This window comes from Bradyrhizobium semiaridum (genome assembly GCF_020329505.1).
In the GTDB taxonomy this organism is placed as follows: domain Bacteria; phylum Pseudomonadota; class Alphaproteobacteria; order Rhizobiales; family Xanthobacteraceae; genus Bradyrhizobium; species Bradyrhizobium semiaridum.
Window position 1 is genome coordinate 33,349 of record NZ_JAGKJJ010000007.1, and the last position, 21,239, is coordinate 54,587.

General features: G+C 67.2%; 21 protein-coding genes. 11 read left to right on the top strand and 10 right to left on the bottom strand.

Annotated features, from left to right (window positions below):
• Positions 1–69 precede the first annotated feature (69 nt).
• Positions 70–879: a L,D-transpeptidase family protein gene (locus J6500_RS10770; RefSeq protein ID WP_225712674.1), complete on the top strand. Its 810-nt coding sequence runs from the start codon at positions 70–72 to the stop codon at positions 877–879.
• 160 nt (positions 880–1,039) lie between these two features.
• On the opposite strand, the gene J6500_RS10775 is transcribed toward J6500_RS10770, so the two are convergent.
• From J6500_RS10775 to J6500_RS10800, 6 genes are all read right to left on the bottom strand, one after another.
• Positions 1,040–1,912 carry a DUF2076 domain-containing protein gene (locus J6500_RS10775; RefSeq protein WP_225712675.1) on the bottom strand — a complete coding sequence of 291 codons (873 nt, stop codon included), beginning with the start codon at positions 1,910–1,912 and terminating at the stop codon, positions 1,040–1,042.
• Between the two features lie 131 nt (positions 1,913–2,043).
• Positions 2,044–2,883 (bottom strand): ChbG/HpnK family deacetylase, encoded by an 840-nt coding sequence (locus J6500_RS10780; RefSeq protein WP_225712676.1) that lies wholly within the window; start codon positions 2,881–2,883, stop codon positions 2,044–2,046.
• Positions 2,880–3,926: a glycosyltransferase family 2 protein gene (locus J6500_RS10785; RefSeq protein ID WP_225712677.1), complete on the bottom strand. Its 1,047-nt coding sequence runs from the start codon at positions 3,924–3,926 to the stop codon at positions 2,880–2,882. Before J6500_RS10785 ends, J6500_RS10780 begins: the two co-directional genes overlap by 4 nt.
• A gap of 79 nt (positions 3,927–4,005) precedes the next feature.
• The gene (gene hisG, locus J6500_RS10790; RefSeq protein ID WP_225712678.1) at positions 4,006–4,983 is read right to left on the bottom strand and encodes an ATP phosphoribosyltransferase; all 978 of its coding nucleotides are present in this window, start codon (positions 4,981–4,983) and stop codon (positions 4,006–4,008) included.
• Entirely contained in the window at positions 4,980–6,158 is a 1,179-nt protein-coding gene (locus tag J6500_RS10795) for an ATP phosphoribosyltransferase regulatory subunit (protein ID WP_225712679.1), read from the bottom strand. The genes hisG and J6500_RS10795 overlap by 4 nt, the downstream gene beginning before the upstream one ends.
• A 213-nt stretch (positions 6,159–6,371) precedes the next feature.
• The gene (locus J6500_RS10800; protein ID WP_225712680.1) at positions 6,372–7,145 is read right to left on the bottom strand and encodes a 16S rRNA (uracil(1498)-N(3))-methyltransferase; all 774 of its coding nucleotides are present in this window, start codon (positions 7,143–7,145) and stop codon (positions 6,372–6,374) included.
• A 209-nt stretch (positions 7,146–7,354) separates the two neighbouring features.
• Between J6500_RS10800 and J6500_RS10805 the strand changes: the two genes are divergently transcribed.
• Positions 7,355–8,092, top strand: a complete 738-nt coding sequence (locus J6500_RS10805; protein ID WP_225712681.1) for a hypothetical protein — start codon at positions 7,355–7,357, stop codon at positions 8,090–8,092.
• Between the two features lie 10 nt (positions 8,093–8,102).
• Positions 8,103–9,035 (top strand): 4-hydroxybenzoate octaprenyltransferase, encoded by a 933-nt coding sequence (gene ubiA, locus J6500_RS10810; protein ID WP_225712682.1) that lies wholly within the window; start codon positions 8,103–8,105, stop codon positions 9,033–9,035.
• A gap of 115 nt (positions 9,036–9,150) precedes the next feature.
• Here the strand turns inward: ubiA and J6500_RS10815 are convergent, their stop codons facing one another.
• Complete coding sequence (locus J6500_RS10815; protein WP_225712683.1) at positions 9,151–9,675, bottom strand: DUF6101 family protein; 525 nt, start codon at positions 9,673–9,675, stop codon at positions 9,151–9,153.
• Between the two features lie 273 nt (positions 9,676–9,948).
• On the opposite strand from J6500_RS10815, the gene J6500_RS10820 reads away from it, so the two are divergent.
• The 6 genes from J6500_RS10820 to lpxK all read left to right on the top strand — a co-directional run bounded on the left by J6500_RS10820 (position 9,949) and on the right by lpxK (position 15,474).
• The gene (locus J6500_RS10820; protein ID WP_225712684.1) at positions 9,949–11,316 is read left to right on the top strand and encodes a TldD/PmbA family protein; all 1,368 of its coding nucleotides are present in this window, start codon (positions 9,949–9,951) and stop codon (positions 11,314–11,316) included.
• Positions 11,303–12,112, top strand: a complete 810-nt coding sequence (locus J6500_RS10825; protein WP_225712685.1) for an inositol monophosphatase family protein — start codon at positions 11,303–11,305, stop codon at positions 12,110–12,112. Before J6500_RS10820 ends, J6500_RS10825 begins: the two co-directional genes overlap by 14 nt.
• 97 nt (positions 12,113–12,209) lie before the next feature.
• On the top strand, positions 12,210–12,458 hold the full coding sequence (locus tag J6500_RS10830; protein ID WP_225712686.1) for a DUF4170 domain-containing protein: 249 nt from the start codon (positions 12,210–12,212) through the stop codon (positions 12,456–12,458).
• Complete coding sequence (locus J6500_RS10835; protein WP_225712687.1) at positions 12,455–13,168, top strand: lysophospholipid acyltransferase family protein; 714 nt, start codon at positions 12,455–12,457, stop codon at positions 13,166–13,168. The genes J6500_RS10830 and J6500_RS10835 overlap by 4 nt, the downstream gene beginning before the upstream one ends.
• Positions 13,131–14,465: a 3-deoxy-D-manno-octulosonic acid transferase gene (locus tag J6500_RS10840; RefSeq protein WP_225712688.1), complete on the top strand. Its 1,335-nt coding sequence runs from the start codon at positions 13,131–13,133 to the stop codon at positions 14,463–14,465. The genes J6500_RS10835 and J6500_RS10840 overlap by 38 nt, the downstream gene beginning before the upstream one ends.
• Positions 14,458–15,474, top strand: a complete 1,017-nt coding sequence (gene lpxK / locus J6500_RS10845; protein WP_225712689.1) for a tetraacyldisaccharide 4'-kinase — start codon at positions 14,458–14,460, stop codon at positions 15,472–15,474. Before J6500_RS10840 ends, lpxK begins: the two co-directional genes overlap by 8 nt.
• Positions 15,475–15,488: 14 nt before the next feature.
• On the opposite strand, the gene J6500_RS10850 is transcribed toward lpxK, so the two are convergent.
• Complete coding sequence (locus tag J6500_RS10850; protein ID WP_225712690.1) at positions 15,489–15,716, bottom strand: DUF2093 domain-containing protein; 228 nt, start codon at positions 15,714–15,716, stop codon at positions 15,489–15,491.
• 182 nt (positions 15,717–15,898) lie between these two features.
• Between J6500_RS10850 and J6500_RS10855 the strand changes: the two genes are divergently transcribed.
• Positions 15,899–16,735 (top strand): dienelactone hydrolase family protein, encoded by an 837-nt coding sequence (locus tag J6500_RS10855; RefSeq protein WP_225712691.1) that lies wholly within the window; start codon positions 15,899–15,901, stop codon positions 16,733–16,735.
• Between the two features lie 105 nt (positions 16,736–16,840).
• Here the strand turns inward: J6500_RS10855 and xseA are convergent, their stop codons facing one another.
• Positions 16,841–18,451, bottom strand: coding sequence for an exodeoxyribonuclease VII large subunit (gene xseA, locus J6500_RS10860; RefSeq protein WP_225712692.1), 1,611 nt, complete (start codon positions 18,449–18,451; stop codon positions 16,841–16,843).
• Between the two features lie 164 nt (positions 18,452–18,615).
• On the opposite strand from xseA, the gene purD reads away from it, so the two are divergent.
• Positions 18,616–19,899 (top strand): phosphoribosylamine--glycine ligase, encoded by a 1,284-nt coding sequence (gene purD / locus J6500_RS10865; RefSeq protein WP_225712693.1) that lies wholly within the window; start codon positions 18,616–18,618, stop codon positions 19,897–19,899.
• A gap of 101 nt (positions 19,900–20,000) precedes the next feature.
• On the opposite strand, the gene J6500_RS10870 is transcribed toward purD, so the two are convergent.
• Entirely contained in the window at positions 20,001–21,233 is a 1,233-nt protein-coding gene (locus J6500_RS10870) for an acyl-CoA dehydrogenase family protein (RefSeq protein WP_225712694.1), read from the bottom strand.
• Positions 21,234–21,239 lie beyond the last annotated feature (6 nt).

Sequence of the window (21,239 nt, forward strand, 5' to 3'; positions counted from 1 at the left end):
CCACGTGCAACGGCGCATGTCGGCGCCCGCGTGCAACACGTTCCGACGAAACCAGTACAGAGTACGTCGATGTTCAAGAGAACCACGCTTGCGCTGCTTGCCGGCGCTTCTTCGCTCGTCGCAATTCCCCATCACGCCATGGCGATCGACGCCGCGGTGCCGCCCGAACCCACCGTGCTCTACGCGCCGCAAATGCCGCCGCAGCCGGCGATGCGCACGGCCTACGCGCAGCCGCAGCGCTCCAATATGGGCGGCGGCTTCATCGAGTTCCTGTTCGGCGACGCGCCGTCGTCGCAGGGCTACGCGCCGCAAAACCCGTCAGCCTATCAGCAGCAGCCGGGCTATTACCGGCAGTCGCTGCCGCCGATGGATCCGCAGCAGCAGATGCTGCGCCAGCAGGAAGATGCGGTGGTCGATCCGCGGGAGCGCGCCTTCGATCCGAAATACGAGAAGCAGATAGTCGAATATCACGGCAAGGAAGGCGCCGGCACCATCGTGGTCGATACGCCGAACAAGTTCCTGTATCTGGTGCAGGGCGACGGCCGCGCGCTGCGCTACGGCATCGGCGTCGGCCGGCCCGGCTTCACCTGGGCCGGCGTCAAGACCATCTCGGCCAAGAAGGAGTGGCCGGCCTGGACCCCGCCGCCGGAAATGCTTGCGCGCCGCCCCGATCTGCCGCGGCACATGGAGGGCGGCCCGGACAATCCGCTCGGCGCGCGCGCGATGTATCTGGGCTCCTCGCTCTACCGCATCCACGGCTCGAACGAGCCCTGGACCATCGGCACCAACGTGTCCTCCGGCTGCATCCGGATGCGCAACGAGGACGTGATCGACCTCTACGGCCGCGTCAATGTCGGCGCCAAAGTCGTGGTGATGTGAGGATGTCGAGTTCTGTAGTCCGGATGGAGCGAAGCGCAATCCGGGAGCGGTCTCACTGCGGATAAATCTGCCGCGGACTGCGCTGCGCTTCATCCGAGCTACGGGTCAAACAAAAACGGCCGCCCTCATCGAACGGCCGTTTGTCGTTCATGCGATGCCGTTACGCGTAGTTGCTGTCGTCGCCGCCGTCGTCGAACCCGCCGTCGTCATCGTCATCATTGTTGAAGCCGTCGGAGTCGTGATCGCTGTTGTAATCGTCATTGCGGTTGTAGTCGCTGTTGCGATCATTCGACGCCTGATCGAACAGGCCGGAGCGCGAGCCCTGATCGCTGCCGCGGCCGGACGAGCCGATGTCGCCGATCCCGGCGTCGCGTGCCAGATCGCTCGAGGACTGGTCGCCGCCCCACGGACGTGAACCGCCGCCGAGGCCATCGGCCAGCGACTGGTGGCTGCCGCCGCCCATCAGGCCGCGGATGCTGCTCATCAGCATCGAGCCGCCGACCACGCCGGCCGCGGCCGCCGCAGCCGTGCCGAGGAACGAGCCGCCACCGCCGCCGAAGGCGGGTTGCTGCGGAGCGCCATATTGCTGGCCGTAGGGCTGTCCTTGCTGACCGTAAGGCGGCTGGCCATAGCCGCCCGCCTGCTGCATCGCCCCGCCCGTGTTCCAGACCGGGCGGCCGCCAGGATCGCGACCGGGATCACGGCCCATATCGGGCGCGCGCACCGGCGGCACCGAGCCGTGCGACTGGCCCTGTCCGAAGATCGCATCGCGCATCGAATCGAGGAAACCGCCGCCTTGCTGCGCGGCCTGCGGCTGGCCCACCGCGGCCTCCAGCTCCTGGATGCGGTCGTGGGCGCGCTTCAGCGCCTCGTCCTGCACCAGCGCCGTCTGCACCAGCGCGTAGACCGCATTCGGCGCCTTGCGCAGCCCGTCCATGATCGCGGACATGGCGTCGTTGTCGCGCGGGGCATTCTCCAGCTTGGCGAGCCGGTCGAAGAGATCGTCGATCAGTTGGCGTTCTTGCGGTGTCATGGCGTTCTCCATCGCGTCGACACGAATCGGCGCGCCGGACATGTATGGCCGGCTTTGTGGCGCAAGGAGTGGGCGGGCGGATTAAATTTTATCTATGCGACAAAACGACCGGACGAATTATTTGAACCAATTCAGCTCAGCGTAACATTGTTCAGGGCGAGCAGATCCTTAAAGGCGTCGCTCGCCAGATAGGCATATTCCTTCTCGCGCTGCGTGGTCAGCACGTCGAGCTGTCTCAGCGTGTCATCGACGAAACCGGGATGGCACATCACGAGGCCGCCCTCCGGCAGGCCCTTCAGGAACTGCTGCATCAGCGGTCCGAAATCTGGCTTCCGGGTGAAGTCATAAGCGCCGGCGAAGGTCGGATTGAAACGCAGGCCGAGCCGTGCCGCCTTGTGACGGAATTGCGTGCTGAGCACATCCAGCACCAGCGATTTCGGTCCGGTGATGCGCTGCGCCAGCGGCAGGTTGAGCCCACCCTGGCGCACCCACGCGGCCGGCGCGCGCTCCTTCACCGCGCGCAGAAAGCCGTCGCGCACCTGCGGGAACAGCTGCGCGTGCTGGTGGCCATCGACGAAATCGGGCGCGCGGCCGAACAGGTCATGGAAGACATCGAGCTGCGCCAGCACCTCGGCATGGACCAGCTCGGCGTCGAGCCGCCGCAGCAGCCCTGCCCGCAGCAGTTTCTGGAACGGCATGAACATGTCGCCGTCGAGCGGACGGTAATGCAGGGTCAACGGCCGGAACGGCGCGGTCAGCGTCACATGCAGGCCGATCGCGCAGCGCGGGCTTTTCGCCACGGAGGCCTGCAGCGCGGCGACCGCGTCGCGGCCGATCGCCGGCGTCACCATCATGACCGACGTCGCGTTGAGGCGGCCGCGTTCGATCAGCTCGCGAATCGCGCGGTTGACGCCGTCGCTCAGGCCATAGTCATCGGCGCACAACCAGATGCGGCGCGCTGCGTCGTTCATTCGGCGGCGGTCCGCTCGGGCGCGCTTTGCGCCGTGCTGCCGTCGGCATGCTTCTCGGTGTGCTCGGCGACGAAGTAGATCGGCCGCGCCTTCAGCTCGGACAGGATCTTGCCGATATATTCGCCGACGATCCCGATCATGATGAGCTGCACGCCGCCAATCGTCATCAGGCCGACCACCAGCGACGGATAGCCCGGGACCTGCTTGCCGGTGGTAAAGACCTCCCAGAGGATCGAGAGGCCGAACAGGAAGGCGACGCCGGCGAGCAGCACGCCGAGCAGGCTGGCGAAGCGCAGCGGCGCCACCGAGAACGAGGTCAGGCCCTCGATCGACAGGCCGATCAGCCGCCCCGCATTGAAGGTGGTGACGCCGTGCGCGCGCGGCGCCGGCTCGTAGTCGACGCGGATCTGCCTGAAGCCGATCCAGCTGGCGAGGCCCTTGAAGAAGCGGTTGCGCTCCGGCAGTTGCCGCAGCGCTGCGGCCGCGCGCGGCGACAGCAAGCGGAAGTCGCCGGCATCCTCGGGGATCTTCTGCCGCGCGCCCCAGTTGATCAGCGCATAGAAGCCGCGCACCGCGAGCCGCCGCGCCGCCGATTCATTGTCGCGGTTGGCCTTCGCAGTGTAGACCACGTCGTAGCCGTCGTCGATCCAGTGCGCCACCAGCCGCTCCACCAGCGTGGGCGGATGCTGGCCGTCGCCGTCCATGAACAGCACCGCGCCGCGGCGGGCATGGTCGAGGCCGGCCATCAACGCCGCCTCCTTGCCGAAATTGCGCGACAGCGACACCACCTGGACATCGAGCGTGTCGGCGGGCAGGCCGCGCGCGATCGCCAAGGTCTCGTCCTTGCTGCCGTCGTCGACATAGACCACCTCGCAGGCGAGGCCGTAGCGGCCGTGCAGCGTCCTGGCGAGGTTGATCAGCCGTTCGTGCAGCGCAACAAGGCCGGCGGCCTCGTTGTAGACGGGCACGACGATCGACAGGCCCTGCGCGGCGGCGGTCCTGGCTGTGGTGGTCAGGCTGGAGACGTCAGAGCCCAGCATCATCGATCAGGTTCCAGAAGTATCCCATAAAAGAATATGGTACCGCCTGCCGGCTGTCGCCAACATGAACGGCCGCGTCGACTCATTGTCGCAGGAAGGCCGCAAGCTTGGCGAACAGCGGGTTCTCGCGGTCGAACACGTAGTCGAGCGACACCACCGACACCGTATCGGCGCCGTGGTCGCGCAGGAAGCTGCCGAGCGCGTAGAGTTTGCCGGGCGGGCAGTGCAGCGTCAGCATGCCGGACGAGGTCGGTCCGCCGAACGGAGCGACCACGCCGAAGCGGTTATGCGCCTCGGTCAGCAGGGCGTCGTTGCAGCCGGCGAAGCGGGTGCGGACCTCGCGATATTTGCTGGCGCGGGCGCGCGCGGCGATGTGGTCGAGGATGACGCGCGCGGTCTCGCGGGCGCCGTCCGACCAGTCGGCGTCGCGCGAGGCGACGAGGTTGGCCTGGCTGCGCAGGATCACGCCGTCGTCCAGCACCTTCAGCCCGTTGGCGGCGAGCGTCGCGCCCGTCGTGGTGATGTCGACGATCAGCTCGGCGGTGCCGGCGGCGGGCGCACCCTCGGTGGCACCGGCGCTCTCGACGATGCGGTAGTCGCCGACGCCGTGGCGCGCGAAGAAGCCCCGCGTCAGATTGATGTATTTGGTTGCCACCCGCATGCGGTGATTGTGCTGCTCGCGGAAACCGGAGGCGACGTCATCGAGATCGGCCATGGTGCGGACGTCGATCCAGGCCTGCGGCACCGCGACCACGACATTGGCATGGCCGAAGCCGAGGCCGTCGATCATCAGCACGCGCTTGTCGGCATCGGCAATGCTCTCGCGCACCAGGTCTTCGCCGGTGACGCCGAGATGCACGCTGCCGCGCGCGAGGTTGGCCGCGATCTCGCTCGCCGACAGATAGGCGATCTCGACATTGTCGACGCCGGCGATGGTGCCGCGATAGTCGCGCGCGCCGCCGGCCTTCGACAGCGAGAGACCGGCGCGGGCGAAGAAGCCTTCCGCGTTTTCCTGCAGGCGGCCCTTTGAAGGAACCGCGACGACGAATGGCGCGCTCATGCGGCACCTCCGCGGGCGGCGGCCTTGCCATGCCTGGTCAGCGCCTCGATCCAGACCGAGAAGCCGACCGCGGGAATCGGATTGGCCGCGCCGAGCTGCGACATCAGCCCGTCATAGCGGCCGCCGGCGACCAGCGGCTCGGAACCGTTGCCCCGCGCATGCACCTCGAATTCGAAGCCGGTGTAGTAGTCGAGGCCGCGGCCGAACGAGGTCGAGAAGCGCGTGTTGTGGGTGTCGATGCCGCGCGCGGCCATGAAGCCGACGCGGCTCTCGAGCTGGTCGATCGCGGCGGTGAGATCGAGCTTCGCATCGCCGGCCAGCGCGCGCAGCTGCGCCACGGCATCGTCGGGATCGCCCGCGATCGACAGGAAGCGCTTGATGATGTTGACGGCGTCGCGCGGCAGCGCGCCGGCCTTCAGCGTCGATTGCTCGAGGAAGCGATCGGCGATCTCGGCGACCGTGCGGCCGCCGACGTTGGTGGTGCCGGCGATCGACATGAGGTCGGTGACGAGCGCCAGCGCCGCCTTGCGGTCGGAGCCGGCCAGCGCGGCGAGCACGCCCTCATATTCGTTGCGGCCCGGCGCCGTTGCCAGCGTCAGCCGCTCGATGTCGTCGGTTAGCGAAACCTTGCGGTTGAAATCCTTGATCAGGCGGCGCCGCCACACCGGGTAGAGCTCGAGCGCATCGATCAGCGCGTTGAACAGCGCAACGTCGCCGGTGCGGATCTCGACATCGCTGACCCCGAATGCCGTAGTCGCCTCCAGCGCCAGCGCCAGCATCTCGGCGTCGGCGGCGGCGCGGTCCTGCCGGCCGAAGGATTCGATGCCGGCCTGCAGGAACTGGCTCGGCGCGCCGTCGCGATAGCGGAACACGGCGCCGAGATAGCTGAAGCCCGCCGGCTGGCCGGTGCGCGGCGAAGCGAGGTAGTCGCGCGCCACCGGGATCGTGAGGTCGGGCCGCAGGCACAGTTCCTCGCCGGTCGGATCGGTGGTCAGATAGAGGCTCTTGCGGATGTCCTCGCCGGAGAGGTCGAGGAACGGCTCGGCCGGTTGCAGGATCGCGGGCTCCGACCTGAGGTAACCAGCCTGCGCGAACGACGCCAGCAGCGTGTCCGCCCAGGCGGCTGCCCCCGAGGCGGAGGCGCTGGCGGATCGTGTTGCGGCAGCTTCGGTCATTTCGTGGTCCAAAGGGTGCGGAACGGGTTCCGGGCACCGGGTTCCAGGTCGGTTTGGCGCAGCCTCTACCATGCCCGAAGCAGGGTTTCGACAGGGATCGGCCAAGTGGCTTAATGATTGCGTGCGTTAACGATTTTACGACGGCTTGGCTAGGGTGGATGTCATTCGGAAGCCATAGTCCGGACGAAGCGGGGCTCTTGTCCCGCCATCTTCTCAGCATGACGGGGATAGAACGCCCGGGCCATTCGTCTGCCAATCCCCCAGCGCGGCCTGCACCAGTGCCAGCGCCGCCACCGCGGCCGTGTCGGCGCGCAGGATGCGCGGGCCGAGTGCGAGGCGGAGGACAGCGGGCTGGCGCAGCAGCAGCGCGCGCTCCTCGTTGGCGAAGCCGCCCTCGGGGCCGATCAGCACGTCGATTCCGCCCTTCGCCGATGCCGCCTGCAGCGCCTGCACTGGGTTGGCGACCTCGGCGGCCTCGTCGCAGAACACCAGGAGGCGCGCTGGATCGCGGCCCGCCAGGAACCGCTCGAGCGGCACCGGATCGGCGACCTCGGCGAGCGAGATGATCCCGCACTGCTCGGCGGCCTCGATCACATTGGCGCGCATCCGCTCGCTATTGACCCGCGACACCTGGGTGAATCGCGTCAGCACCGGCTGCAACCGCGCCGCCCCCAGCTCGACCGCCTTCTGCACCATATAGTCGAGCCGGGCGTGCTTGAGCGGTGCGAACACGCAGGCGATGTCGGGCAAACCATCCTGCGCGCGGGTCTGCGCCGTGATCGTCAGCGTATCCGCCCGCTTGCGGCCGCCGATCTCGGCGCGCCATTCGCCGTCGCGGCCGTTGAACGCCAGCACGCTGTCGCCGGCCGACAGCCGCAGCACGTTGCCGAGATAGTTGCTCTGGTCGCGGTCGAGCGCGACCGTGGCCCCGGCGCCAAGCGGCGAATCGACGAACAGGCGAGGGCTGCGAAAGTCGTGTTCAGGCATAGTTGATGGTTCCGCTTTACCGCCGTTCGTAGCCTAAAGGCTTCAAATCGGGGAACAATTTAATGCGCCCGATGTGGCTCTACGCCGCGCTGTCGCCCAAATCCACGGGTTGTTAAGGCGTCACAGGAATCGTAAAAACGCCCCCAAATTTCGTTGCTTCGTTTTGATGCGCTGGGGTTGCCTGGACCTTTGCCGGAGAAAGACCCTCGATGATCCGCCGCCTGATCGTGCTGACCATTGCCGCGACTGCGCTGTCCGCAGGCCACGCCATGGCCCAAGGCGCCTTTCCGGCCCCGCTGCCCGGACAGGTCGGTACCGTCAACGACCCGGCCTTCCCGCCGGTGAATGGCGCACGGGCCGCTCCGGCCCGCAGCGCTCCCGCCAACAGCCCCTTTCCGCCGGTCAACGGCGCTCCCGCGGCCCAGGTCGGCGCGACGCCGTCGGCGTTCCCGAGCAATGGCGCGGCCCCGATCGCCGGCGGCGGATTGTCGTCGCCGCCCCCGCCGGCCGCAGCAGGCGGAGAGGGCGGTCCTTCCGAAGCCTGTATGAAGAATTTCGTTCCGCTGCGCGAAGAAGCTGAAAAGCGCGGCAAGGCGATCAAGACCGCGAGCGACAAGCACGCCAGCGCGGCCGAGGCCTGCAAGCTGATCGGCAATTACAGCCAGGCCGAGGTCAAGATGATCAAATATGTCGAGACCAACGCCGCCAAGTGCGGAATTCCGCCGCAGATCGCCGATCAGCTCAAGGCCGGCCACAAGAACACCGAAGGCCTGTTGAAGCGGGTTTGCGGCGCCGCCGAGCAGCAGGCCCAGGCGCAGCAGCGCGGACCCGCCGGTCCGTCGCTCAGCGACGTGCTGGGCTCGTCCGCGGCGCTGCCGGAAGCAACGCCGACCAGGAAGGGCGGCAGCACTTTCGATACGCTGAACGGCAACGTTCTGACCCGATAACGGATCGCCCATGAGCGACCTCAGCGCCCGCGTTGCCGACTCTACCGGCAACTGGGTGGATACCCATGCGCCGGTGTGGTCGCGGCCGTATCTGCGGCTGTCGCGGTTCGATCGCTCGATCGGTTCATGGCTGCTGCTGATGCCGTGCTGGTGGTCGGCGGCGCTGGCTGCCGGCGTTGCGCACAACATCACGCAATTGCCGCTGGTGGTCGTGCTGTTCTTCATCGGTGCTTTCGTGATGCGCGGCGCGGGCTGCACCTGGAACGACATCACCGATCGCGATCTCGACGACAAGGTCGAGCGCACCCGCTCGCGGCCGATCCCGGCCGGACAGGTGACGGTGACGCAGGCGCTGGTCTGGATGGTGCTGCAGGCGCTGGTCGGGCTCGCCGTGCTGCTGCAGTTCAACCGCTTTGCGGTGCTGGCCGGCATCGCCTCGCTTTTGATCGTCGCGATCTATCCGTTCATGAAGCGCATCACCTGGTGGCCGCAGGTCGTGCTCGGCCTCGCCTTCTCCTATGGCGCGCTGATGGGCTTTGCGGTGACCTTCGCGCGGATCGACCTGACCGCGGTTGCGCTCTACGCCGGATCGATCGCCTGGGTGATCGGCTACGACACCATCTACGCCCATCAGGATGCCGAGGACGATGCGCTGATCGGCGTCAAATCCACCGCGCGCCTGTTCGGCGAACGCACCCATCGCGCGCTGGTGGTGCTCTATGGCCTCGCCGTGCTGCTGATCGGCGTGGCGCTCGCGCTTGCCGGCACAGGATGGCCGGCCTGGATCGGCCTTGGCGCCTTCGCGCTGCATCTCGCCTGGCAGATCCGCCGCCTCGACATCAAGGACGGCGCGCTCTGCCTGCGCATCTTCTGGTCCAATCGCGAAGCCGGCTTGCTGCTGTTCGCCGGCCTCGTCGTGGATGCCGTGCTGCGCGCGATGTGATTTCTACACTTCGTCATTCCGGGGCTCGCGAAGCGAGAGCCCGGAATCCATCGGGCAGCAGCGTTGGTGGATGAATGGATTCCGGGCTCGCGCCAAGTGGCGCGCACGGAGTAACTCAATCCCGCGCGATGATCTCGCGCTCGCCGCGGTGCACGCTTGCCTCATCGCGGGGAAAACCGGCGCGGCGGCGGACCAGGAATTTCGGGCGGCGACGGCTGATGACGTTGCGGCGGCGCCGGCGTGCCGCCGGCTCGCGCGGGGCTTCCTCGGTCAGCTGCGGAAGCTGAAAGATCTCGCTCCACATCTGCCAGGCCGCGGCGATCTCGTCGGCATCGGAGCTCGAGCCGAGCGGAATGGTGAGCGCGGGATCGCGATGCACCAGCACCAGCATCTGCGCGTCGTCGATGCCGCGCACGGCGACGCCGAGGAAATCGCTGACGCGGACATTGACGGCCATCCGCATGCCGAGCACGGCACGGCGCAGCACGACATGTTCGCGATGCAACTCGACCTGCCGCATGCCGCCATCCGCGCGCGAATCCTGCGCGTGGAAGCTGAGCGGAAGGGAAGGAGGGTCGAGCCGCTCTGCACGGCTCGACCCGGCGGAATTGCTTCCGCTTGTTGATGTTTGACGCCTCACGCCTTTATCTCCCCGCCGGGATTATGTTCCCGGTCGATGCGGAGACCTTAGCCGAGCGATGGCCGTTTCAGCTTAAAAAGCCTGGTTAACCCGATCTGACTCCGCGCCATGATTGACAAGAGGTTGGCCCGCATGATTGACGAAGCCTTGCGCGGACCGCTCAAATCTTTGTTGTCCGGCGCTGCAAAGCGCTTGAAATCCCTGTGAATCCGGCACATCTGGAGGGTTCGTGACCTCCTCCCGCCCCGCCGTCCAATCTGCAGGAAATCGTTCGTGAACCCTTCACCATCTGCCGATCTGTTCGACCAATCCGCCCTCAGCGATCTGGCACAGCGTCTGGTCGACGCCGCCAAGCGTGCGGGTGCCGATGCGGCCGACGCGGTCGCGGTGCGCGGCGTCTCGCAGGGCGTCGAGGTGCGCGACGGCCGCGTCGAGGAGACCGAGCGTTCCGAGGGTGACGATGTAGGCTTGCGCGTATTCGTCGGCCGCCGCCAGGCGGTGGTGTCGACCAACGACGTCGGCGGCGACGGGATCGCAAAGCTCGCCGAGCGCGCGGTCGCGATGGCGCGCGTCGCGCCCGACGACAAATATGTCGGGCTCGCCGATCCGGCGCTGCTCGCGCATGATTTTCCCGATCTCGATCTGCTCGACCGCCAGGTTCCCACCACCGCCGAGCTCGAGCAGCGCGCGATGGCGGCGGAGGCCGCGGCGCTTGCGGTCAAGGGCGTCAGCAAGTCGGGAGGCGCGTCGGCCTCGACCGGGATCGGCGGCATGGTGCTGGTGACCTCGACCGGTTTCCACGGCTCCTATCTGCGCTCCAGCCATTCGATCTCGACCACGGCGATCTCCGGTGAAGGCACCGGCATGGAGCGCGACTACGATTTCACCAGCGCGCTGCACGGCTCCGATCTCGAATCCCCTGCGGCGGTCGGCCGCAAGGCCGGCGAGCGCGCGGTGGCGCGGACCAATCCGCGCAAGGTCGAGACCTGCAAGGTGCCTGTGGTGTTCGACCCGCGGGTTGCCGGCTCGATGATCGGCCACCTGGTCGGCGCCATCAACGGCGCTTCGATCGCGCGCAAGACCTCGTTCCTGAAGGACAAGCTCGGCGAGCAGCTGTTCTCCAAGGATATCCGCATCATCGATGATCCGCTGCGGGTCCGCGGCCTGCGTTCGCAGACCTTCGACGCCGAGGGTGTCAAGGTGAAGAAGACGGCGCTGATCGACGGCGGTGTGCTGACCACCTGGATCCTCGATTCCGCGACCGCCCGCGAGCTTGGCCTCGTCACCACTGGGCATGCGCATCGCGGCGTGTCGTCCTCGCCGTCGCCGGGGTCATACAATCTTCATCTCGAGCCCGGCACGGCGACGCCGCAGGAGCTGATCTCCGACATCAAGCAGGGGTTTTACGTCACCGACCTGATCGGCTCCGGCGTCAACGGCGTGACCGGCGATTACAGCCGCGGCGCCTCCGGCTTCTGGATCGAGAACGGCGAGATCACCTATCCGGTCAGCGAGGTGACCATCGCCGGTCATCTGCTGCCGATGTTCAAGTCGCTGGTCGCGGCCAACGATCTGGAATTCCGCTACGGCGTCAACGCGCCGACGCTGCGCATCGAGGGCCTGACGCTTGGCGGACGCTGATACGGACGACTGGACCAAGGCGCGCGACGCCGCGCTGTTGACTAGGTCGGTGCAGGAAGCGGGCCGGCTCGCGCTGTCGCTGTTCCGCACCGAGCTGAAGAACTGGATCAAGGGTGCCTCGTCGCCGGTCTCCGAGGCCGACATCGCGGTCAATGATCTCTTGGAGCAGCAGCTGCGCACGGCGACGCCCGACTATGGCTGGCTGTCGGAAGAAAGCGCCGACGACCCGGCGCGGCTCGGCAGGCGGCTGACCTGGATCGTCGACCCGATCGACGGCACCAGGGCCTATCTCGCCGGCCGCGAGGACTGGTGCGTCAGTGTGGCGCTGGTTGAAAACGACGCGCCGGTGCTCGCGGCGGTGTATGCGCCGGCGAGCGAGGAATTCTTCTTCGCCGCGCGCGGACAGGGCGCCACCCTGAACGACCGCGCCGTGCGCGCAACCTCTGGCAGCGATTTCAGTTTTCCGCGCATGGCCGGCCCGAAGCCGCTGCTGCAGCGGCTCAGCGAGACGCCCGATGAGATTACCACGCATCCGCGGATCGGATCGCTCGCCCTGCGCCTGTGCCGGGTAGCACAAGGTCGTCTTGACGCGGCCTTCGCCGGCGGGCAAAGCCGCGACTGGGATCTTGCCGCGGCAAATTTGATCGTGCAGGAAGCGGATGGTAGGATGACCGCGCTCTCGGGAGATGCGATTGAGTACAATCGCCGGGAAGTGACGCATGGGGTGCTGGTGGCAGCAGGACGCGATCGTCATGCACGCATTGTCGAGCATTTCCGTCACCGTCCGCTGCCGTAAGGCCTCCCCGAACTGCATCGCGCATCCGACCATGATGACCACTCTGCTGACTTCGACCTCATTTGCTTGCCGGGCATCTCGTTAGGAAAAACCCATCATGTCAGACAATGCCCAGCCGCAGCTGCTCCACCTCGTCATCGGCGGCGAGTTGACCGATCTCGAACACAATACTTTCAAGAACCTGGACGAGCTCGATATCGTTGGCGTGTTCCCGAACTATGCCACCGCCCATGCGGCCTGGAAGGCGAAGGCGCAGCAGACCGTGGACAATGCCCAGATGCGCTATTTCGTTGTTCATCTCCACCGGTTGCTCGATCCCGAGCAGGACACAAAGCCCTCCCATTGAAACGCTTTTTTCGCGATTTGCTGCGCAGCGCCGTCGTGCAGCGCGCGCTGGGCGTGCTTGCAGCTGAGTATCTGCGGCTGGTCTGGCTGACCAACCGCTTCAGCTACCAGCCGTCCGACGTCTACGACATGGTCGAGCCGATGATGCCGGCGATCTTCGTGTTCTGGCACGGCCAGCACTTCATGACGCCGTTCATCAAGATCAAGGACAGCTACCGCGCCAAGGTCCTGATCTCGCGCCACCGCGACGGTGAATTCAATGCGATCGCCGCGGAGCGGCTCGGCATCGGCACGATCAGGGGGTCCGGCGATCATGGCGGCGCGTTCCATCGCAAGGGCGGCATTGGCGCCTTCAAGGAAATGGCGCGCGCACTGGACGACGGCTGCAACGTGGCGACCACGGCCGACGTGCCGAAGCGGGCGAGGGTGGCCGGACTCGGGCCGATCATGCTGGCGCGGGAGACCGGCCGGCCGGTCATTCCCTTCGCGATGGTGACCAGCCGATTCATCCGGTTGAAAAACTGGGATTCCACGACCATCAATTTGCCATTCGGGCGCGGCGCAGTGGTAGGTATTGAGCCGGTCTACGTGCCGCCCGATGCCGATGCCGCCACCATGGAAAAGCTTCGCCAGCACGTGGAAAATCTTCTGAACGAATCGACCCGGCGCGCCTATGCAGCCGTCGGGCGCTCGGAGGCTGCGCTTGGCTAGCTCGCTCCCGATGACGTTGCGCGTTTACCGCAAGCTGTCGTCAGCGATGGTGCCGATCGCGCCTGCCCTGATCAAGCGGCGGCTCAAGCTCGGCAAGGAAGATCCCGAAAGGGTCGGCGAACGGCGCGGCATGAGCGGCGACGTCCGGCCGCACGGTCCGCTAGTCTGGATCCACGGCGCCAGCGTCGGCGAGGTGCTGGCGGCAGCAGGATTGATCGAGCGCCTGCGTGAGCTCAATCTGCGCATCCTGCTCACCTCGGGCACGGTGACCTCGGCCGCGATCGTTGCCAAACGTTTCCCGCCCGACGTGATCCATCAATACGTGCCGTACGACTCGCCGCGTTACGTTGCGCGCTTCCTCGATCATTGGCGCCCGTCGCTGGCGCTGTTCATCGAGTCCGATTTGTGGCCGAACCTGATCCTGTCGAGCGCCGCGCGGCGGCTGCCGATGGTGCTGATCAACGGACGGATGTCGCAGCGCTCGTTCCCGCGCTGGCGCCGGCTCTCCAACACGATCGGCGCGCTGCTCGGCCAGTTCGATATCTGCCTTGCGCAGTCGAACACCGACGCCGAGCGCCTCGCCGCGCTCGGCGGCCACAACGTCATCACCACGGGCAATCTGAAGCTCGACGTCGCGGCGCCGCCGGCCGATCCCGCCAAGTTGGAGCGGCTGATGTCGGTGACGCGCGGCCGCCCGATCGTGGTCGCCGCCTCCACCCATCCGGGCGAGGAGGAGATCCTGATCGAGGCGCACAAGACGCTGGCGGGATTCTTCCCCGGTCTGCTCACCGTGATCGTGCCGCGCCATGCCGATCGCGGCGAGGCGGTGGCGCGGCTCGTCACCGCCGCCGGCCTGCGCCACGGCCTGCGCTCGCGCGAGGACCTGCCGGTCGCGACCACCGACATCTATGTCGCCGACACGATGGGCGAGCTCGGCCTGTTCTATCGCCTCGCGCCGATCGTGTTCATGGGCGGCTCGCTGATCCCGCATGGCGGCCAGAATCCGATCGAGGCGATCAAGCTCGGCGCGGCCATCGTGCACGGTCCGCACGTCTTCAATTTCACCGACGTCTACGACGCGCTGGATCGCGCCGGTGGCGCCAGGCGTGCCGACGACCGCGAAGCGCTGGTCAAGCAGCTCGGCCAGTTCCTCGCCGACCCCACGGCGCGCGACGCCTCGCTGATCGCATCCGAACGTGTCGTCGAACAGCTCGGTGGCGCGCTGGAGCGCACCCTGACGGCTCTCGAACCCTACCTCTTGCAGTTGCGGCTCGAGATGGGAGCCGCCAATGCGTGAGCCGGGCTTCTGGCACCGGCCGTCGTCCTGGACATCGCTGCTGTTGACACCGCTTGCCGCGCTTTACGGCGCGGTCGCCGCGCGCCGCATGCAGCGCCCCGGCGTCGAGGCCAGCGTTCCCGTATTATGCGTCGGCAACTACCATGTCGGCGGCGCCGGCAAGACGCCGACCGCGCTGGCGCTGGCAAAATTGCTGCGCGAGCTCGGCGAGCGGCCGGTGGTGCTCAGCCGCGGCTATGGCGGCCGGCTGCGCGGCCCGGTCAGGGTCGATCGCGGCAGCCATACCGCGGCCGATGTCGGCGACGAGCCGCTGATGCTGGCGGCGACATTGCCGGTCGTGGTGGCGCGCGATCGCGCCGAAGGTTTGGCGCTGGCGCAGGATGCCAGCGTCATCGTGATGGATGACGGCTTCCAGAACCCGGGCGTGGTCAAGGATGCCTCGCTGATCGTGATCGACGGTGTGCGCGGCGTCGGCAATGGCCATGTGTTTCCGGCCGGTCCGCTGCGCGCGCCGCTGGCGCCGCAGCTTGCGCGAACCGACGCGTTGATCGTGGTCGGCGACGGCAACGCGGCGCAGACCATCGCCGCCGGGATCGAGGCGCACGGCAAGCCGGTGCTGCCGGCGCATCTGCAGCCGGATGACGCATCGCTGGCGGCGCTGCGCGGCGTGCGCGCGTTCGCCTTCACCGGCATCGGTGATCCCGCGCGCTTCTTCAGGACGTTGCGATCGAGCGGAGTCGACGTCGTGCGCGAGAGGGCGTTTGCCGATCACCACGCCTTCACGAAGAGCGAGATCGACGAGCTCATCGCCGACGCGCGGCGCGACGGCTTGACCTTGGTGACGACGGAGAAGGATCTGGCGCGGCTGCGCGATGCCGGCGGCTTGCCGGCCTGGGCGCAGGCGATCGTGCCGTTTGCGGTGACGCTGGAATTCGAGGAGCCGGCGGCGCTGCGGCGCTTCGTAACCGAGCAACTGACAAAGGCGCGGCTGAGAAGGACCGGCAAATGACCTTGGCCGCGAGCCTATCCTTGCGGCTTGAGCGTGCCGGGATAATGGCGCTGCAGCACGGCGACCGGGGTGGCGTAGGCCTCCTGCAGGTCGACGCTCCAGTACTTCAGCTCGTCGAGCGGGATTCGGGTATCGGTGATCGCGCAACGCACGTAAGTGCCAGGCGAGATCACGCGGAAATCGCCGTCGAGATATTGCACCTGCGCTTCGCCATGGCCCGATGGACCGAACTTGTTCAGCACGATTGAGCTCTCCGCCTTGCCTCAAGGCTTACTGGATGTTCATAAAACCGCCTATCATAGATAGGGCATCGTGTCCGCCCGTTAAACCACCGACTTGTGATGATTTGGCGGCGGAGGCGCATGGTAGCGTTGCGGGCATGGTTCGCCGTGGTTTAGCGGCCATCACGAAATGGCCGGATTGGATGCGCCTCAAGTCGGCACTGCTGTTTCTGACGATGCTGGCCGCGCCGGCCGCTTCGGCCACGCCGCTTCCGGCCCCCCATCAGGTCGATATTCCCGAGGGCAAGGTGACGCTGCATGCGCAGCTCTACCGGCCTGAGGGCGACGGCCCGTTCCCGACCGTGATCGCGCTGCATAGCTGCGGCGGCCTCGCGGGCCGCGCCGAACCGGTCGCGCCGCGCTACCGCGACTGGGCCGAGCAACTGCTCACGAGCGGCCACGCGGTGCTGCTGCCTGACAGCTACGGCTCGCGCGAGCTCGGGCCGCAATGCCGGATCAGCAAGGAGCATCAGGTTCAGCTCCGGCGCGAACGGGTGGCCGACATCAGCGCGGCGCGGCAATGGCTGGTGCAGCAGAAATGGGTGGCGAAGAGCCGCATCAGCCTGGTCGGCTGGGGTAACGGCGCCGCGGCCCTGCTGTGGGCGGTGCGGCCGCAGCTGTGGTCGCGCAACACCGAGCCGGATTTCCGATCGGCGATCGCGTTCTACCCGGACTGCCGGTCCTCGTTCGGCCTCGGCTGGAGCACGCGGGTGCCGACGCTGGTCCTGATCGGCGGCCGCGACGACGTCGCGCTGCCGACGGCCTGCCGCCAGATGGTCGACGGCGCGCACGGCCGCAGCGCGCTTGCGCGCATCGTGGTCTATCCGGACGCCTATCACGATTTCGACCGCGCCAACCTGCCGCTGCACGCGATCGCGACGTCCTCCGACGCCGCGGTGCCGGAGCGCGGTCACATCGGCACCGATGCCGACGCCCGCAAGGACGCGCAGCATCGCGTCGCGGAATGGCTGGCGCGCTAGCGCAGGTAGATAAGGTTGAGTTTGAGCGGCAGTGGAGATTTCACCTCTCCCTGTCGGGGAGAGGTAGGACCCGAACCCGCCGCCAAACCGATCCAACCTAACTTGTTAAAACAAACTGCCCTGATCGACCGGTTTAGCGGCGCGCTTCGGCGCCGCCGGTTTGGTCTCGCGCGGTGCTTGCACCTTGCGCGTGGTCGGCGGCGGCCGGTCGGCATCGGTCGTGACCGCGACCCGGCCGTCGGCGAACTCGACCGAGAGGCTGGCGCTCGGGCCGATATCGGCGGCGGCATGGACCGAGTGGCCGCGCTCGTCGCGCACCAGCGCAAAGCCGCGCTCCAGCACGCCGCGATAGGACAGCGCCGACAGCAGCTGTCCGCGATGCGCAACGCGCGCTTCCATCCGCTGCAGCGCCGTCTTCAGGGCACGGTGCGCGCGCTCGGCGAGACGGTGGGTGCGCTCCAGATCGCGCGCGATGGCATTGCGCTGCGCCTTGGCATTGGCGAGCTTCGAGGCCTTGAGCCGGATCTCGAGCCCGCTGAAGCGCTCGCGCCGGCGGTGCAGCAGCGCGCGCGCCGACAGCGTGATGCGCTCGCCTGAGACGGTGAGCCGCTGCCGCGCATGCGCGACCTGGCCGCGCAGCACGCCGATGGTGAGGCGGGAGCTGCTGGCGGCGAAGCGGCGGAAATGCGCGTGCGTGTTGGCCTTCAGTCCGCGCGGCAGTCCGGCGCCGAGATGGTCGAGCCGCTGCCTGGGGATCGCGAGCAGTTCGTTCGCCGCCGGCAGCGCACGCGCCGCGGCGCGCAATTCGTTGCGGCGGGCCTCCTGGCCGCGCTGCCAGCACACCATGGTGCGGCGGGCGAGCGCTGCGACCTCGGCGAACAGCTCGCTGCGCACCGGCACCGCCATTTCGGCGGCAGCGGTCGGCGTCGGCGCGCGCTTGTCGGCGACGAAATCGATCAGCGTGATGTCGGTTTCGTGGCCCACCGCCGAGATCAGCGGGATATGGCTCTCCGCCGCGGCGCGGACCACGATCTCCTCGTTGAACGACCAGAGATCCTCCAGCGAGCCGCCGCCGCGCGCGACGATCAGAAGATCAGGCCGCGGAATCCGGCCGCCCTCGGGCAGCGCATTGAAGCCGCGGATCGCGGCGGCGACCTGCTCGGCCGAGCCTTCGCCCTGCACCTTGACCGGCCACACCAGCACGCGACGCGGAAAGCGGTCCTCCAGGCGGTGCAGGATGTCGCGGATCACGGCGCCGGTCGGCGAGGTGACGACGCCGATCACCTCCGGCAGCCAGGGCAGCAGCTGCTTGCGGGCCTCGTCGAACAGGCCCTCGGCGGCGAGCTTCTTCTTGCGCTCCTCCATCAGCGCCATCAGCGCGCCGACGCCGGCCGGCTCAAGCGAATCGATGACGATCTGGTACTTCGAGGAGTTCGGATAGGTGGTCAGCTTGCCGGTGGCGATGACCTCGAGCCCTTCCTGCGGCTTGAAGCGCATCCTCGCGTGGGCGAACTTCCAGATCACCGCCTCGATCTTGGCGCTCTCGTCCTTGAGCGCGAAATAGCAGTGGCCGGAGGAATGCGGCCCGCGGAAACCGGTGATTTCGCCGCGCACGCGGACATGGCCGAACCGGTCCTCCACCGTCCGTTTCAGGGCGGACGAGAGTTCCGAGACGGTGAATTCGGGCGCGTTGACGAGGTTCGGAGCAGCGGTCATCTGGTCTATAGAATCGTGGTTTTCGACCCCGTGTGCAAGGTCCGAACGTCCCAATTGGGACGGCGGTTCACATATCCACATCCGGCCGGACGACTCGTTGCGGCGCTTCCGGACCGTGCTAAACCGTCGCCATTGGCTCCACAACCCCTGATGCGGCTGCATTCATGAACATCCTCCTGCTCGGTTCCGGCGGCCGCGAACATGCGCTGGCGTGGAAGATCGCGGCATCTCCGCTGGTCACCAAGCTGTGGTGCGCGCCGGGCAATGCCGGGATCGCGCGCGAGGCCGAATGCACAGAGCTCGATGTCGCCGACCACGCCGCCGTGATCGATTTCTGCAAGCGCAACGCGGTCGATCTTGTGGTGGTCGGGCCGGAGACGCCGCTGGCGGCCGGCATCGTCGACGATCTCGCCGCCGTCGGCATCAAGGCATTCGGGCCGGGCAAGCAAGCCGCGCGGCTCGAGGGCTCCAAGGGTTTTACAAAGGACCTCTGCAGCGAGTTCAACATTCCGACCGGCGCCTATCGCCGCTTCGACAAGGCCGCCGACGCGCTGGCTTACGTGCGCGCGCAGGGCGCGCCGATCGTGGTCAAGGCCGACGGGCTCGCCGCCGGCAAGGGCGTCGTGGTGGCGCAGACGCTGGCCGAGGCCGAGGCCGCGATCGCGATGATGTTCGAGGGCGGGTTCGGCTCGGCCGGCGCCGAGGTCGTGATCGAGGAATTCCTCTCCGGGCGCGAGATCAGCTTCTTCGCGCTGTGCGACGGCGAGACCGCTATCCCGCTCGCATCAGCGCAGGACCACAAGCGGGTGTTCGATCACGACGAGGGGCCGAACACCGGCGGCATGGGCGCCTATTCGCCGACGCCGTTCGTGACGGCGGAGGTCCACGACCAGATCATGGCGCGAATCATCCTGCCGACGGTTGCCGGGATGAAGCGCCGCGGCACGCCGTTCAAGGGCGTGCTCTATGCCGGCGTGATGCTGACGGCGCAGGGTCCGAAGCTGTTCGAATACAATGTCCGCTTCGGCGATCCCGAGTGCCAGGTGCTGATGCTGCGGATGATGTCGGACATCGTGCCGGCCTTCTTGGCCGCCTGCGACGGGCAGTTGAAGAACTTCGATCTGCGCTGGTACCCCGACCCGGCGCTGACGGTGGTGATGGCGGCGAAGGGTTATCCCGGCGACTACGCCAAGGGCACGCGGATCGACGGGCTCGACGACGCGGCCAAACTCGACGGCGTCGAGATTTTCCACGCCGGCACGGTCGCGAAGGACGGCGCCGTTCTCGCCAATGGCGGCCGCGTGCTCAACGTCTGCGCGATGGGCAAGACCGTCACCGAGGCGCGCGACCGCGCCTATCAGGCCGTCGACCGCATCAACTGGCCCGACGGCTTCTGCCGCCGCGACATCGCCTGGCAGGCGGTGGAGGCGGAGGGCGCGAAGGGTTAGCCGTCTCTCGTCCGTCATTGCGAGGAGCGAAGCGACGAAGCAATCCATCTATCCCCGCGCGGGAGAATGGATTGCTTCGCTTCGCTCGCAATGACGACAAACTAGAGCAAATCTCCGCCCGCGGCCGACGCCGTGGTGCCGTGTTCGCGGAACGCCTTGATGACGTTCTTGCCGATCTTCCACTTGTGCACCTCGTCGGGGCCGTCGACCAGACGCTGCGAGCGCACCTGGGTGTACCATTTGGCGAGCGGCGTATCCTGGCTGAAGCCGAGCGCGCCGTGCAGCTGGATCGCGGTGTCGATCACCTTGTGCACCATGTGCGCATGGAAGATTTTTGCGATCGAGTTCTCCTGGCGGATATCGAGGCCCTTCTCGGCCTTGTAGGCGATATGGAGCAACATCAATCGGCCGATATAGAGCTCGCTGGCGCAGTCGGCGAGCATGAACTGCACCGCCTGGCGGTCGGCCAGGAGCTGGCCGAAGGTCGAGCGCTTGGTGACATGGGCGACCGCCATGTCGAGCGCGCGCTGCGCCTTGGCGACGTTGTGCATGCCGTGGCGCAGCCGGCCGTAGGCGAGGCGGTGCTGGCCCATGTTGAAGCCGTTGCCTTCGCCGCCGAGCAGATTGTCGGCCGGCACCTTTAGATCCTTGATCTCGATCTCGGAATGGCCGCCATGGATCACGTCGTCATGCGGGCCCTCGATCGCCATGTTGGCGACGTTGCGCTTGATCCTGTAGCCGGGGTTCGGCAGCTCGACGATGAAGGTCGAATACTGCTTGTGACGCGGCGCGTTCGGATCGGTCTTGGCCATCACCAGCGCGAGATCGGCGACGCTAGCCGATGACGAGAACCATTTCTCGCCGTTGAGGATGTAGTTCTCGTTGCCGTCCTTCACCGCCGTGGTCTGCATGCCGGTGGCGTCGGCGCCGGCGGCTTTTTCCGTCATCGAGAAGCAGATGCGCTTCTCGCCGTTCAAGAGCGGCTTGAGGAACTTCTCCTTCTGGTACTCGGTGCCGTGCGCGAGGATCGTCATCATCGAGGCGTCGTCGGGCCCCTGCGTGTTCAGCGCCAGCGCGCCGAGCATGCTTTCGCCGAGCTCCATCTGCACCAGCGCATTCGCCAGCGGGCCGAGCCCCATGCCGCCATATTCCTTCGGCACGAACGGGCACCACAGGCCCTGCGCGCGCGCCTTCTTCCGCAAGGGGCCGAGCACCTCTGGAAGCGGCTTGGTATCCAGTTCCTTTTCAGCGGGAATGCACTCGTCGTGGACGAATTTGCGGACCTTCTCGCGGATCGCCTTGGCCTCGGCCGGAATCTCGAAATCGATCGACATGGCACT